General features: G+C 54.8%; 12 protein-coding genes. 10 read left to right on the forward strand and 2 right to left on the reverse strand.

What is annotated here, in order from left to right; all coding sequences use genetic code 11:
- Positions 1–240: 240 nt before the first annotated feature.
- The 4 genes from yfbV (at position 241) to JLG71_RS07955 (ending at position 3,857) form a co-directional block, all read left to right on the forward strand.
- Entirely contained in the window at positions 241–696 is a 456-nt protein-coding gene (gene yfbV / locus JLG71_RS07940) for a terminus macrodomain insulation protein YfbV (RefSeq protein ID WP_004104090.1), read from the forward strand.
- 86 nt (positions 697–782) lie between these two features.
- On the forward strand, positions 783–1,277 hold the full coding sequence (locus tag JLG71_RS07945; protein ID WP_004123152.1) for a YfbU family protein: 495 nt from the start codon (positions 783–785) through the stop codon (positions 1,275–1,277).
- Positions 1,278–1,288: 11 nt separating this feature from the next.
- Positions 1,289–1,948, forward strand: coding sequence for a sugar phosphatase (locus tag JLG71_RS07950; protein WP_009654668.1), 660 nt, complete (start codon positions 1,289–1,291; stop codon positions 1,946–1,948).
- Between the two features lie 76 nt (positions 1,949–2,024).
- A complete protein-coding gene (locus JLG71_RS07955) occupies positions 2,025–3,857 on the forward strand; it encodes an SLC13 family permease (RefSeq protein WP_025106673.1) in 1,833 nt (610 codons plus the stop codon).
- A 52-nt stretch (positions 3,858–3,909) separates the two neighbouring features.
- Here JLG71_RS07955 and yfbR read toward each other — a convergent pair whose 3' ends face one another.
- Positions 3,910–4,509 carry a 5'-deoxynucleotidase gene (yfbR, locus tag JLG71_RS07960; RefSeq protein ID WP_004852850.1) on the reverse strand — a complete coding sequence of 200 codons (600 nt, stop codon included), beginning with the start codon at positions 4,507–4,509 and terminating at the stop codon, positions 3,910–3,912.
- Between the two features lie 87 nt (positions 4,510–4,596).
- The gene (gene alaA, locus JLG71_RS07965; RefSeq protein ID WP_004852849.1) at positions 4,597–5,814 is read right to left on the reverse strand and encodes an alanine transaminase AlaA; all 1,218 of its coding nucleotides are present in this window, start codon (positions 5,812–5,814) and stop codon (positions 4,597–4,599) included.
- A gap of 887 nt (positions 5,815–6,701) precedes the next feature.
- On the opposite strand from alaA, the gene JLG71_RS07970 reads away from it, so the two are divergent.
- The 6 genes from JLG71_RS07970 to nuoF all read left to right on the forward strand — a co-directional run bounded on the left by JLG71_RS07970 (position 6,702) and on the right by nuoF (position 13,148).
- Positions 6,702–7,628 carry a LysR family transcriptional regulator gene (locus JLG71_RS07970; RefSeq protein ID WP_014839121.1) on the forward strand — a complete coding sequence of 309 codons (927 nt, stop codon included), beginning with the start codon at positions 6,702–6,704 and terminating at the stop codon, positions 7,626–7,628.
- A 651-nt stretch (positions 7,629–8,279) separates the two neighbouring features.
- The gene (gene nuoA / locus JLG71_RS07975) at positions 8,280–8,726 is read left to right on the forward strand and encodes an NADH-quinone oxidoreductase subunit NuoA (protein WP_004123140.1); all 447 of its coding nucleotides are present in this window, start codon (positions 8,280–8,282) and stop codon (positions 8,724–8,726) included.
- Positions 8,727–8,741: 15 nt separating this feature from the next.
- Positions 8,742–9,416 carry an NADH-quinone oxidoreductase subunit NuoB gene (gene nuoB, locus JLG71_RS07980; RefSeq protein WP_002913178.1) on the forward strand — a complete coding sequence of 225 codons (675 nt, stop codon included), beginning with the start codon at positions 8,742–8,744 and terminating at the stop codon, positions 9,414–9,416.
- An 86-nt stretch (positions 9,417–9,502) separates the two neighbouring features.
- Positions 9,503–11,311: an NADH-quinone oxidoreductase subunit C/D gene (gene nuoC / locus JLG71_RS07985; protein ID WP_004104077.1), complete on the forward strand. Its 1,809-nt coding sequence runs from the start codon at positions 9,503–9,505 to the stop codon at positions 11,309–11,311.
- A gap of 2 nt (positions 11,312–11,313) precedes the next feature.
- Positions 11,314–11,814, forward strand: coding sequence for an NADH-quinone oxidoreductase subunit NuoE (gene nuoE / locus JLG71_RS07990; protein ID WP_004104075.1), 501 nt, complete (start codon positions 11,314–11,316; stop codon positions 11,812–11,814).
- On the forward strand, positions 11,811–13,148 hold the full coding sequence (gene nuoF / locus JLG71_RS07995; RefSeq protein ID WP_004852841.1) for an NADH-quinone oxidoreductase subunit NuoF: 1,338 nt from the start codon (positions 11,811–11,813) through the stop codon (positions 13,146–13,148). Before nuoE ends, nuoF begins: the two co-directional genes overlap by 4 nt.
- Positions 13,149–13,154 lie beyond the last annotated feature (6 nt).

A 13,154-nucleotide genomic window follows, 5' to 3' on the forward strand; every position in this document is an offset into this window, starting at 1 on the left:
GTACTGTTTTCGGGCACGATGAGAGAAGTACATTTGATTTTATGTCATTTTGCATAATTTTCAGCCGGTGGCAGAATATGCGATAATTTGACTAACCTGGTAAAAGGGTCTAACCGCCCCTCAGGTGCGCACAGAATACCTGATTGAGGCCGCCATTGCCAAAATCTTTTGAACGTTGTCATGCACAGTTGGTGTTTTGCACAAATTTTTTAAGTTTTATATGTAAAGTTGAGGTAAGCCATGTCCGGTCCCGAGAATCGCCCTGTGAGTTTTTTTGGCTTGTTTCGCCACGGGCAGCACTATGCAAAGACCTGGCCTCTGGATAAGCGCCTTGCCCCGGTGTTTATTGAAAACCGTATTATTCGCGCCACGCGCTATGCGATTCGCATCATGCCGCCGGTGGCGATTTTCACGCTGTGCTGGCAAATCGCCCTCGGCGGCCAGCTGGGCCCTGCCGTGGCTACCGCGCTGTTCGCGCTGAGTCTGCCGATGCAAGGCTTATGGTGGCTGGGTAAGCGTTCGGTAACGCCGCTGCCGCCGTCGATACTGAACTGGTTTTATGAAGTACGGGGTAAACTGCAGGAGGCGGGACAAGCGCTGACGCCGGTTGACGGCAAGCCGGATTATCAGGCTTTAGCTGACACGCTTAAGCGCGCCTTCAAACAACTGGATAAAACTTTCCTTGATGATTTGTAATTGCATCGGGAAAACGCATATAAAAGAAGGCGCATAATTGATGCGCCTTCTTTTTTCACGTCGTAAAAGTGCCACAGGAGTCAAAAATGGAAATGACCAATGCGCAGCGTCTGATTCTGTCGAATCAATACAAAATGATGACGATGCTCGATCCGGACAACGCTGAACGTTACCGCCGCCTGCAGACCATCATTGAGCGTGGATACGGGCTGCAGATGCGCGAGCTGGACCGCGAGTTTGGCCAGCTTACCGAGGAAACGTGTCGTACCATCATTGATATCATGGAGATGTATCACGCGCTGCATGTCTCCTGGACGAACCTGAAGGATGCCAGCGGAATTGACGAGCGTCGGGTCACCTTCCTCGGCTTCGACGTGGCGACCGAAGCCCGCTATCTCGGCTATGTCCGCTTTATGGTTAACGTTGAAGGGCGCTACAGCCACTTTGACGCCGGCACTCACGGTTTTAACTCCCAGACCCCGATGTGGGAAAAATACCAGCGCATGCTGAGCACCTGGCACTCCTGCCCGCGTCAGTACCATTTAAGCAGTAACGAAATTAACCAAATTATCAACGCCTGATGGAGGTTCCCGTGCAGTGTAAAGGTTTCCTGTTTGATCTTGACGGGACATTGGTCGATTCGTTGCCGGTTGTGGAGCGTTCGTGGTGCAAATGGGCGGATCGGTTCAGTATCCCTCATGATGAAGTGCTGAACTTCATTCATGGCAAACAGGCGATAACCTCGTTACGTCATTTTCTCCCCGGCCGCAGCGAAGAGGAGATTCAGGCAGAGTTCACCCTGCTGGAAACGGTAGAAGCAACGGATACGGATGGCGTAACGGCGCTGCCGGGCGCGGTAGCGTTGCTCAGGACGCTCGATCGCGCGGGGATTCCGTGGGCGATCGTGACGTCGGGGTCAATACCCGTCGCCCACGCTCGTCATCGTGCCGCGGGGCTGCCTGAGGCGAAGGTTTTTGTTACCGCCGAGCGCGTAAAGCACGGGAAACCCGCACCGGACGCCTACCTGCTGGGGGCCGAACTGTTGGGGCTGGCGCCGGGGGATTGCGCCGTCGTGGAGGATGCGCCTGCCGGTCTGCTCGCCGGGCTGAATGCCGGCTGTCGCACCATCGCGGTCAATGTGCCCGCCGATGCGCCGCGTCTTGATGAAGCGGATTTAGTATTAACGACGCTGGAGAGCCTGCAGGTTGAACGCCTGCCTGACGGCAATGTGAATATTATCCTTAAAGATTAATCTCATGATTTAGCCCCGCGCCGGCGGGGCTTTTTTATGCCAGACTTCCAACTCCATCTTCTGACAAGGATAAGTTGTGAACGGTGAATTGATTTGGGTGTTATCTCTTCTTGCCGTAGCCGTCGTGCTCTTTGCCACCGGAAAAGTGCGCATGGACGCTATCGCATTGCTGGTGATTGTCGCTTTCGTTCTCAGCGACACTTTAACGCTCAGCGAGGCCTTCTCCGGCTTTAGCGATCCTAACGTTATTCTTATTGCCGCGCTTTTTATTATTGGCGATGGGCTGGTGCGCACCGGGGTCGCCACCAAAATGGGCTCCTGGCTGGTGAAGGTTGCCGGGAACAGCGAAACCAAAATGCTGGTCTATTTGATGTTAACCGTTGCCGGATTAGGGGCGTTTATGAGCTCGACCGGCGTGGTGGCCATTTTTATCCCCGTGGTGCTCAGCGTGTCGATGCGCATGAACACCTCCCCTTCGCGGTTGATGATGCCGCTCAGTTTTGCCGGACTTATCAGCGGGATGATGACCCTGGTGGCCACACCGCCTAACCTGGTCGTCAACAGCGAACTTTTACGCGAAGGGCTGCAAGGATTCAGCTTTTTTAGCGTTACGCCGATAGGTCTGGTGGTGCTGGTTCTGGGCGTTTTCTATATGCTGGTGATGCGCTTTATGCTCAAAGGGGAAGAGGGCGAGCAAGCGCGAGATGGCCGAAAAAGAAGCACCTTCCGCGATCTCATTAAAGATTATCATCTCACGGGGCGCGCGCGCCGCCTGGCTATACGCCCCGGCTCGCCGATGATTGGCCAGCGCCTGGACGACCTGAAGCTACGCGAGCGCTACGGGGCGAACGTTATCGGCGTTGAGCGCTGGCGGCGCTTTCGGCGGGTTATCGTTAACGTTAACGGCGTATCGGAATTCCGCGCCCGCGACGTCTTGCTGATCGATATGTCGGCCTCGGACGTGGACTTGCGCCAGTTCTGCGGCGAGCAGATGCTCGAACCGATGGTGCTGCGCGGCGAATATTTTTCCGATCAGGCGCTGGACGTGGGGATGGCGGAAGTCTCTCTGATCCCGGATTCAGAACTGATTGGCAAGTCGGTGCGCGAAATCGCCTTTCGTACCCGTTTTGATTTGAACATCGTGGGGCTGAAACGCGATGGCAAAGCCCTTGACGGCGCGGTGACCGATGAAGCCTTGCAGCTTGGCGATATCATGCTGGTGGTGGGCAACTGGCGGCAGATAGCGCTGCTGGCTAAGCGGGGCCGTGACTTTGTGGTGCTGAATATGCCCATCGAGGTCAACGACGCCTCGCCGGCGCACAGCCAGGCGCCGCACGCGATTTTCTGTCTGGTGCTGATGGTCGCACTGATGCTGACTGACGAAATTCCTAACCCTATAGCGGCCATCATTGCCTGCCTGCTGATGGGGAAATTCCGCTGTATTAACGCCGAGAGCGCCTATAAAGCTATCCACTGGCCGAGCATTATCTTGATTGTCGGAATGATGCCTTTTGCTCTGGCGCTGCAGAAAACCGGCGGCGTGGATCTGGTGGTTCAGGGACTCATGGATGTGGCGGGGAGCAAAGGACCGTACCTGATGCTTGGCTGCCTGTTCGTAATGTGCGCGGCTATCGGCCTGTTTATTTCCAATACCGCCACCGCGGTGCTGATGGCGCCCATTGCGCTGGCCGCGGCAAAGTCGATGGGCGTTTCGCCTTATCCCTTTGCGATGGTGGTCGCCATGGCGGCCTCGGCGGCGTTTATGACCCCGGTATCGTCGCCGGTGAACACCCTGGTGCTGGGGCCGGGGAAATATTCATTCAGCGATTTTGTCAAAATCGGCGTGCCGTTCACCCTCCTGGTGATGGTGGTGTGCGTCCTGCTGATCCCGGCGCTGTTTCCGTTCTGATTCAGCGGCATCCTTCCCCGGTCAGGCTGACGCTGGCCGGGGAAGTGTGGGGTTATAAAGGCGAATCCTGGCTGATTTCATCGAGGGAAAGATGGAAGCTCGGGACGAACACCTGCATAAAGTAGTCCATCTCTGCGCTGCGGCGCGATTCCAGCGTTTTCTCAAGGCGGCCTTTGGCCAGCAGAAATTCATTGTTCCCCGCCGATAGCTCTTCCAGACACTTCAGGTAGGCGCAAAGCGCATCCGCCTGCTTGACAAGGGATTTTTCCTCTTCGCTGTAGTGATGTTCATCGATCAGCGGTTCAAAAATGTCGCGCAGTTCATCAGGAACCATATCGACCAGCTTCTGCTGGGCGATTTTTTCGATGGCTTTGTACTCTTGCGCGATCTGCGAATTGAAATATTTTACCGGCGTCGGCAGGTCGCCGGTCAGGACTTCCGAGGCATCGTGATACATCGCCAGCAGCGCGATGCGTTCGGCGTTAACCCGCCCGCCGAATTTACGATTTTTGATCGCCGCCAGCGCATGGGCCACCATCGCGACCTGTAAGCTGTGTTCGGAGACGTTTTCGGTGCGCACATTACGCATCAGCGGCCAGCGGTTGATCAGTTTCAGGCGGGAGAGGTGGGCAAAGAAATGACTCTGACTCATAGGAACCCTTAATCAGTTACGACGTCGGGTGCCATTGTGCGCAGGGATTGCCGCCGGATGCAAATCCCGGCGGCTGGACAGATAAAATCAGAGCTGGTGGTAGCCGGAAAGGAAACGCCCGAAACGGGTAATTGCCATTTCAAGATCGTCTTCGCGCGGAAGGGTCACAATACGCACGTGGTCCGGCCACGGCCAGTTAAAGGCGGTACCCTGAACCAGCAGGACTTTCTCCTGCAGCAGAAAATCGAGCACCATCTTCTGGTCATCGTGAATATTAAAGCGTTTAGCGTCGATTTTCGGGAACATATACAGCGCGCCTTTCGGCTTAGTGCACGAGACGCCCGGAATGTCGTTAATCAGCTCCCAGGCGCGATTACGCTGTTCATACAAGCGTCCGCCGGGAACAATAAATTCGCTGATGCTCTGATAGCCGCCGAGAGCGGTTTGGATCGCATGCTGGGCCGGGACGTTGGCGCACAGGCGCATAGAAGCCAGCATCTCCAGGCCTTCGATATAGCCTTTTGCGTGTTTCTTCGGCCCGTTCAGCACCATCCAGCCCTGGCGGAAGCCGGCAACGCGGTAGGTTTTTGACAGGCCGTTAAAGGTAACGGTGAGCAGATCCGGGGCCAGCGGCGCAATTGAGTGGTGCTGCGCTTCATCGTAGAGGATCTTATCGTAGATCTCATCGGCGAAAATAATCAGATTATGCTGGCGGGCGATCTCGACGATCTCCATCAGCAGCTCTTTTGAGTACACCGCGCCGGTTGGGTTATTCGGGTTGATAATCACGATGCCGCGGGTACGCGGGGTGATTTTCGCGCGGATATCGTCGAGGTCCGGGAACCAGTCGGAAGACTCATCGCAAAGATAATGCACCGCTTTACCGCTGGAAAGCGCGACCGCGGCGGTCCACAGCGGATAATCCGGCGCCGGGACCAGCATTTCATCGCCGCTGTTCAGCAGCGCCTGCATGGCCTGGACGATAAGCTCCGAAACGCCGTTACCAATATAGATATCTTCGACCGTCACATCACGCATACCGCGGGCCTGGTAATGCTGCATGATGGCCTTACGGGCGGAATAGAGGCCCTTTGAATCACTGTAGCCCTGCGAGGTAGGGAGGTTGCGGATAACGTCAACGAGGATTTCGTCAGGCGCGTCAAAGCCAAACGGCGCTGGGTTGCCGATGTTCAGCTTCAGGACTTTATTGCCTTCTTCTTCAAGGCGTTTCGCCTCTTTCAGAACCGGGCCGCGGATGTCGTAACAGACGTTATCTAACTTGCTGGATTTTTCGATGGGGGACATGAACCTTGACCTTTTAGCTGTTATCGCCACTCCCTGCCGTGGAAGTCAGCACGGAATAATGTACTCCGCCTCCCCGCTGTTTTGAAGGGTTAACAGGAGAAGATTTTGCTATTCATCGCTTTTTGGTTTAATCAATTTGTCTGGTGAGCTGCGCTTTTGTTTATACATTACACCTTTAATACTTTTATTGATGGTCTTATATTGTGCCTGGTGGTGTTTTGGCGAACGTTTATCTGGTTTGTTGATTTAAAGAGGACCGGCGCTTGTTTTTTGCGCGTAAAACGAATCATCGTCTGGTGAACGTTTAATTCACAATACGCTGAAGGTTGTAACAACTTTGCTAGATATTTTTAATGAAAGTATTTAATAGCTAAATGAGTTTTATTTTATGCAAGGAATATTCTTAGATCTGTTAATTTAATTAAAGTGCTGACCAGCATTTAAAGTGGCCTGAGATAATACTGATTAACGCTTATAAATATTGTGGTTTTCGGTTAGAATATCGCCGTTAATACCGACATATGGCTATGCCAGGTAGCTTATTTCTTTATTAATACATTGTTATTGCAGGTTTTTGTTCTGCCTGAGCCCGATGGCAAGGTTTGTCGCCGGTGAGGATGCAGACAATGGTCATTGACGGCTATTTTTTGCGTCACATCACAAAAACAAATGCGTCGTAATTAAAAACGCTTAGGCGTACGAGCAAAATATTACTCTGAAATTCCGCGCATTTGCTGCGGATGAGTGCTTTCTAATGCAATAACGTTCGTCCAGTTGTTCATCCGTCCGTCTCTGGCGGGTAACGCGAAGCTTAAGGATTAGCCGGAAGCCTGGAGCACAGCATCAACAAGGCAGGTAAGCATTAGCCGCCTGAATGTGAAGCAAATATGATAAATGAAAATCGTTCGATACTAAATTTAGACCTCGATCTCTTGAGAACCTTTGTTGCCGTCGCCGATCTCAGTACCTTTGCCGCTGCCGCCGTCGCGGTGCGCCGGACCCAGTCAGCGGTGAGCCAGCAGATGCAGCGGCTGGAGCAGCTGGTTGGCAAAGAACTTTTTGCTCGCCACGGGCGCAATAAGCTTCTGACCGAGCAGGGCATTCAGCTGCTGGGCTATGCGCGGAAAATTCTGCGCTTTAATGATGAAGCCTGTATGTCGCTCATGTTTGGCAGCCTGCAGGGAACGCTGACCGTGGGAGCCTCTGATGAGACGGCGGATACCATTTTACCGTGCCTGTTAAACCGGATTGGTAGTTTTTATCCCAGGCTGACGCTGGAAATCAAAGTTCTCAAACACCTTGATATCGTCGATATGCTGAAGAGCGGGGCAATCGATCTTGCGCTGACGACCCGACAAACCAAGGGTTCTGACATGCTGACGCTGCGCACGTCGCCAACGCTGTGGTACTGCGCAGCGGATTATGTCCTCCCTCAGGGCGAGTCTGTCCCGCTTGTTTTGCTGGATGCCCCGGATCCGTTTCGGGAAGAGATCGTTGAGGTACTCAACGCCGCCGGCGTTGCGTGGCATCTTTCCCATGCGGCAAGCTCAATGGCGGGGGTGAAGGCGGCGGTGAAAGCCGGGCTTGGCGTGACCGCGCAGCCGGTAGAGATGATGAGCCCCGAATTTCGCGTACCGGGCCGGAGTGACGGTTTACCCGTACTGCCGGATACCCGCTACATGCTGAACTGCAATCCGCAGAAGGCAAGCGAGCTGACGCAGGCCATTTTTCAGTCGCTGAGCGCAGAGTACCAGCCGTGGTCAACGCAACGCGTTTATACTCCCGAAGGGGGAGATAATTCCCTTATTTCCTGAGCGGGAAAAGCTAACAAACATCACAAAAACTGGTAACAAAATGTAAGTGTAAAAACGAACCCCAGACGTGTGAAATTCCCGCTGCGGTTCGTTTTTTTCAAATTTTATTGATTAATAGAAACTTTTGTTGATTTCTTTTGAGCTAAATCAGTAGGTTAGATCCGCTCCTCCTCTCATTTCTCGACTTTTCTCTGCACTTTCAATACTTCCTGCTAATGTTAAAAAACCATCTGGTTTGTTGCTGTTTTCTTGGTTGAATTAACAAAAGCGTGTCGCAGATCAAGAAAATACCCCTCCTTAGGGGGAGGAATCGTGTCTGAATCCTGTCAAAATAGGCGGGCCATTTTGATTTACGGCGGAAACGGACACGATTCAACAACACTAAAGCCGAACAGTATGCAAGGTTATTCCGCATGAAAGGGCATTTAATGTTAATGAAAAAAATCCAATGTAAATTAATGTTGTGAAAACTTTTGTTAAAGTTGACAAAAGGTTAATGAAAGGAGTAAAAAGCCACCGCAACTGGCCTTCCACATCACCCAGGGACGCTTTTTTGCACGGCTATTTTTTTATTCCTCCCCGTGAAACGCTGTGGCGTTCATCTGCCAGTAAGAGCAGAGGGTTTTAGCGCTACACTTTTTTGGTTAAGCAATGCGTATGTCAACATCCACTGAAGTCATCGCTCATCATTGGGCATTCGCTATATTTCTCATCATCGCTATCGGCCTGTGCTGCCTGATGCTCGTCGGCGGCTGGTACCTTGGCGGACGCGCGCGCGCGCGAAGCAAGAACACGCCGTTTGAATCCGGGATCGACTCCGTCGGTTCGGCTCGCTTACGTCTTTCTGCGAAGTTTTATCTGGTTGCCATGTTCTTCGTTATCTTCGACGTGGAAGCCCTGTATCTCTACGCATGGTCGACTTCTATCCGTGAAAGCGGCTGGGTCGGCTTTGTGGAAGCCGCAATTTTCATTTTAGTGCTACTGGCTGGTCTGGTTTACCTCGTTCGTATCGGCGCACTGGACTGGACGCCTGCGCGCTCCCGTCGCACGCTGGTTAACCCGGAAACAGACAGTCCCACTAACCGTCATACGCAGTAAAAGCGAGGCAATAAGATGGATTATACGCTCACCCGCATCGATCCTAACGGTGAGAACGACCGTTACCCCCTGCAAAAACAGGAGATCGTAACCGACCCCCTGGAGCAAGAAGTCAATAAAAGCGTGTATATGGGGAAACTCGAACACGCCTTGCATGACATGGTGAACTGGGGCCGTAAGAACTCAATCTGGCCTTACAACTTCGGCCTTTCTTGCTGCTACGTGGAAATGGTGACGTCATTCACCGCGGTGCATGACGTTGCGCGCTTTGGTGCAGAAGTATTACGTGCCTCCCCGCGTCAGGCTGACCTGATGGTGGTTGCCGGCACCTGCTTTACCAAAATGGCGCCGGTCATTCAGCGTCTTTATGACCAGATGCTGGAGCCGAAGTGGGTTATCTCGATGGGCGCATGCGCCAACTCCGGCGGAATGTACGATATTTACTCTGTCGTCCAGGGCGTGGATAAGTTTATTCCGGTCGATGTTTACATCCCGGGCTGCCCGCCGCGTCCGGAAGCTTATATGCAGGCGCTGATGCTGCTGCAGGAATCCATTGGTAAAGAACGCCGTCCCCTCTCGTGGGTGGTTGGCGATCAGGGCGTGTACCGCGCCAATATGCAGTCGGAACGCGAGCGTAAACGCGGCGAACGTATTGCAGTGACCAATCTGCGGACTCCGGACGAGATTTAACTTGCGCCTGCGGGCGGGATAAAAACTTCGCAAATCAATCTACTACAGCGCGAAGCCTCGCCGGCAGTCACCACGGACCTTTTGCAATGGTGAACAATATGACCGATTTAACCGCGCATGACGCCGCACCAGCCTGGCAAACCCGCGATCACCTTGATGACCCGGTGATCGGCGAACTGCGCAACCGTTTTGGGCCGGATGCCTTTACCGTTCAGCCAACCCGCACCGGCGTTCCGGTGGTTTGGGTGAAGCGTGAACAGCTGCTTGAGGTGGGTGATTTCCTGAAGAAATTGCCGAAGCCTTACGTGATGCTGTTTGACCTGCACGGCATGGATGAACGTCTGCGCACGCACCGCGACGGTTTACCCGCCGCGGATTTTTCCGTTTTCTATCATCTGATTTCCATAGACCGCAACCGCGACATCATGCTCAAGGTTGCCTTGTCTGAAAACGATCTGCATCTGCCGACCTTCACCAAACTGTTCCCTAACGCCAACTGGTATGAGCGTGAAACCTGGGAGATGTTTGGCGTGACCTTCGATGGTCACCCGAACCTGCGCCGCATCATGATGCCGCCGACCTGGGAAGGTCACCCGCTGCGTAAAGACTACCCGGCGCGCGCCACCGAATTTGACCCGTTTGAGCTGACCAAAGCCAAACAGGATCTGGAAATGGAAGCGCTGACCTTCAAACCGGAAGAGTGGGGCATGAAGCGCGGGACCGAAAACGAGGACTTCATGTTCCTTAACCTCGGCCCGAACCACCCCTCCGCTCACGGTGCGTTCCGTATTATTCTGCAGCTTGATGGCGAAGAGATCATCGACTGCGTGCCAGATATCGGCTACCACCACCGCGGCGCCGAGAAAATGGGCGAGCGCCAGTCCTGGCACAGCTACATTCCGTATACCGACCGTATTGAATATCTCGGCGGCTGCGTTAACGAAATGCCTTACGTGCTGGCGGTTGAGAAACTGGCGGGGATAACCGTGCCGGATCGCGTCAATGTGATCCGCGTGATGCTCTCCGAGCTGTTCCGTATCAACAGCCATCTGCTGTACATCTCCACCTTTATTCAGGACGTCGGGGCGATGACGCCGGTGTTCTTTGCCTTTACCGACCGTCAAAAGATCTACGATCTGGTGGAAGCGATTACCGGTTTCCGTATGCACCCGGCCTGGTTCCGTATCGGCGGCGTCGCGCACGACCTGCCCCGCGGCTGGGATCGCCTGCTGCGCGAATTCCTCGAGTGGATGCCGAAGCGTCTGGATTCCTATGAGAAAGCCGCGCTGCGCAACACCATCCTCATCGGTCGTTCGAAAGGGGTTGCCGCCTACAACGCGAAAGAGGCGCTGGAGTGGGGCACCACCGGCGCGGGCCTGCGCGCGACCGGCATCGGCTTCGACGTACGTAAATGGCGTCCTTATTCTGGCTATGAAAACTTCGACTTTGAAATCCCGACCGGCGGTGGCGTCTCCGACTGCTACACCCGCGTGATGCTGAAAGTGGAAGAGCTGCGCCAGAGCCTGCGCATTCTTCAGCAGTGCCTCGATAACATGCCGGAAGGCCCGTTCAAGGCGGATCATCCGCTGACGACGCCGCCGCCAAAAGAGCGCACGCTGCAGCATATCGAAACCCTGATTACGCACTTCCTGCAGGTTTCCTGGGGCCCGGTCATGCCGGCGCAAGAATCCTTCCAGATGATTGAAGCGACCAAGGGTATTAACAGTTACTACCTGACCAGCGACGGCAGCACCATGAGCTACCGCACCCGCGTGCGCACGCCAAGCTTCGCGCACCTGCAGCAGATCCCGGCCGCTATTCGCGGCAGTCTGGTCTCCGACCTGATTGTCTATCTGGGTAGTATCGATTTTGTTATGTCAGACGTGGACCGCTAATTATGCACGAGAATCAACAACCACAAACCGAGGCTTTTGAGCTGAGTGCGGCAGAGCGTGAGGCGATTGAGCACGAGAAGCACCACTACGAAGACCCGCGTGCGGCGTCCATTGAAGCGCTGAAGATCGTTCAGAAGCAGCGCGGCTGGGTGCCGGACGGCGCAATCTACGCTATCGCCGATGTGCTGGGGATCCCGGCCAGCGACGTAGAAGGCGTTGCGACCTTCTACAGCCAGATTTTCCGCCAGCCGGTGGGCCGTCACGTGATTCGCTACTGCGACAGCGTGGTGTGCCACATCACCGGGTTCCAGGGCATTCAGTCGGCGATTGAGAAGAAGCTGGATATCAAACCGGGTCAAACCACCTTTGATGGCCGCTTCACCCTGCTGCCGACCTGCTGCCTGGGCAACTGCGACAAGGGGCCGACCATGATGATTGATGAGGACACTCACAGTTATCTGACGCCGGAAGCGATTCCTGACCTCCTGGAGCGGTATAAATGAAAACCATTATTCGTACTGCCGAAACCCATCCGTTAACCTGGCGTCTGCGCGACGACAAACAGCCGGTATGGCTGGATGAATACCAGAGTAAAAACGGCTACGCCGGGGCGCGTAAAGCGCTCTCCGGCATGGCGCCGGATGAAATCGTCACTGCGGTAAAAGACGCTGGCCTGAAAGGGCGCGGCGGCGCGGGCTTTTCCACCGGTCTGAAGTGGAGCCTGATGCCGAAAGACGAGTCCATGAACATCCGTTACCTGCTGTGTAACGCCGATGAAATGGAGCCGGGCACCTATAAAGACCGCCTGCTGATGGAACAGCTGCCGCACCTGCTGGTGGAAGGCATGCTGATCTCCGCGTTCGCGCTGAAAGCCTGGCGCGGCTATATCTTCCTGCGCGGCGAATATATCGAAGCGGCGCAGCATCTGCGCCGGGCCATTGCCGAAGCGACCGAAGCGGGCCTGTTGGGTAAAAATATCCTTGGCACCGGTTTTGACTTCGAACTGTTTGTGCACACCGGGGCAGGGCGCTATATCTGCGGCGAAGAAACCGCACTGATTAACTCCCTCGAAGGCCGCCGCGCCAACCCACGTTCGAAGCCGCCGTTCCCGGCCAGCTCGGGCGTCTGGGGCAAACCGACCTGCGTAAACAACGTTGAAACCCTGTGCAACGTCCCGGCGATTCTGGCCAACGGCGTCGAGTGGTATCAGAACATTTCGACCAGTAAAGACGCCGGCACCAAGCTGATGGGTTTCTCCGGCCGCGTGAAGAATCCGGGCGTCTGGGAGCTGCCGTTCGGCACCACCGCGCGCGAGATCCTCGAAGAGTACGCGGGCGGCATGCGCGATGGCCTGAAGTTCAAAGCCTGGCAGCCGGGCGGCGCGGGCACCGACTTCCTGACCGAAGCGCATCTCGACCTGCCGATGGAGTTCGAAAGCATTGGTAAAGCGGGCAGCCGTCTGGGCACCGCGCTGGCGATGGCGGTTGACCATGAGATTGGCATGGTGCCGCTGGTACGCAACCTGGAAGAGTTCTTTGCCCGTGAGTCCTGCGGCTGGTGTACGCCTTGCCGTGACGGTCTGCCGTGGAGCGTGAAAATTCTGCGCGCTCTCGAGCGCGGCGAAGGCCAGCCGGGTGATATCGAGACGCTTGAGCAACTGTGTCGATTCCTCGGTCCGGGTAAAACCTTCTGCGCGCACGCGCCGGGTGCGGTTGAGCCGCTACAGAGCGCAATTAAATATTTCCGCGAAGAATTCGAAGCTGGCATTAAACAGCAGTTCAGCAATACCCATGCAATCAACGGGATTCAGCCGAACCTGCTTAAGACGCGCTGGTAATCTAAA

The organism is Klebsiella michiganensis (genome assembly GCF_015139575.1).
In the GTDB taxonomy this organism is placed as follows: Bacteria; Pseudomonadota; Gammaproteobacteria; order Enterobacterales; family Enterobacteriaceae; genus Klebsiella; species Klebsiella michiganensis.

Excerpts from the sequence above, each read along its gene's own strand:
- yfbV (WP_004104090.1), top strand. The coding sequence starts at position 241 with ATGTCCGGTCCCGAGAATCGCCCTGTGAGTTTTTTTGGCTTGTTTCGC.
- JLG71_RS07945 (WP_004123152.1), top strand. The coding sequence starts at position 783 with ATGGAAATGACCAATGCGCAGCGTCTGATTCTGTCGAATCAATACAAA.
- yfbR (WP_004852850.1), bottom strand. The coding sequence starts at position 4,509 with ATGAGTCAGAGTCATTTCTTTGCCCACCTCTCCCGCCTGAAACTGATC.
- alaA (WP_004852849.1), bottom strand. The coding sequence starts at position 5,814 with ATGTCCCCCATCGAAAAATCCAGCAAGTTAGATAACGTCTGTTACGAC.
- JLG71_RS07970 (WP_014839121.1), top strand. The coding sequence starts at position 6,702 with ATGATAAATGAAAATCGTTCGATACTAAATTTAGACCTCGATCTCTTG.
- nuoA (WP_004123140.1), top strand. The coding sequence starts at position 8,280 with ATGCGTATGTCAACATCCACTGAAGTCATCGCTCATCATTGGGCATTC.
- nuoB (WP_002913178.1), top strand. The coding sequence starts at position 8,742 with ATGGATTATACGCTCACCCGCATCGATCCTAACGGTGAGAACGACCGT.
- nuoC (WP_004104077.1), top strand. The coding sequence starts at position 9,503 with ATGGTGAACAATATGACCGATTTAACCGCGCATGACGCCGCACCAGCC.
- nuoE (WP_004104075.1), top strand. The coding sequence starts at position 11,314 with ATGCACGAGAATCAACAACCACAAACCGAGGCTTTTGAGCTGAGTGCG.
- nuoF (WP_004852841.1), top strand. The coding sequence starts at position 11,811 with ATGAAAACCATTATTCGTACTGCCGAAACCCATCCGTTAACCTGGCGT.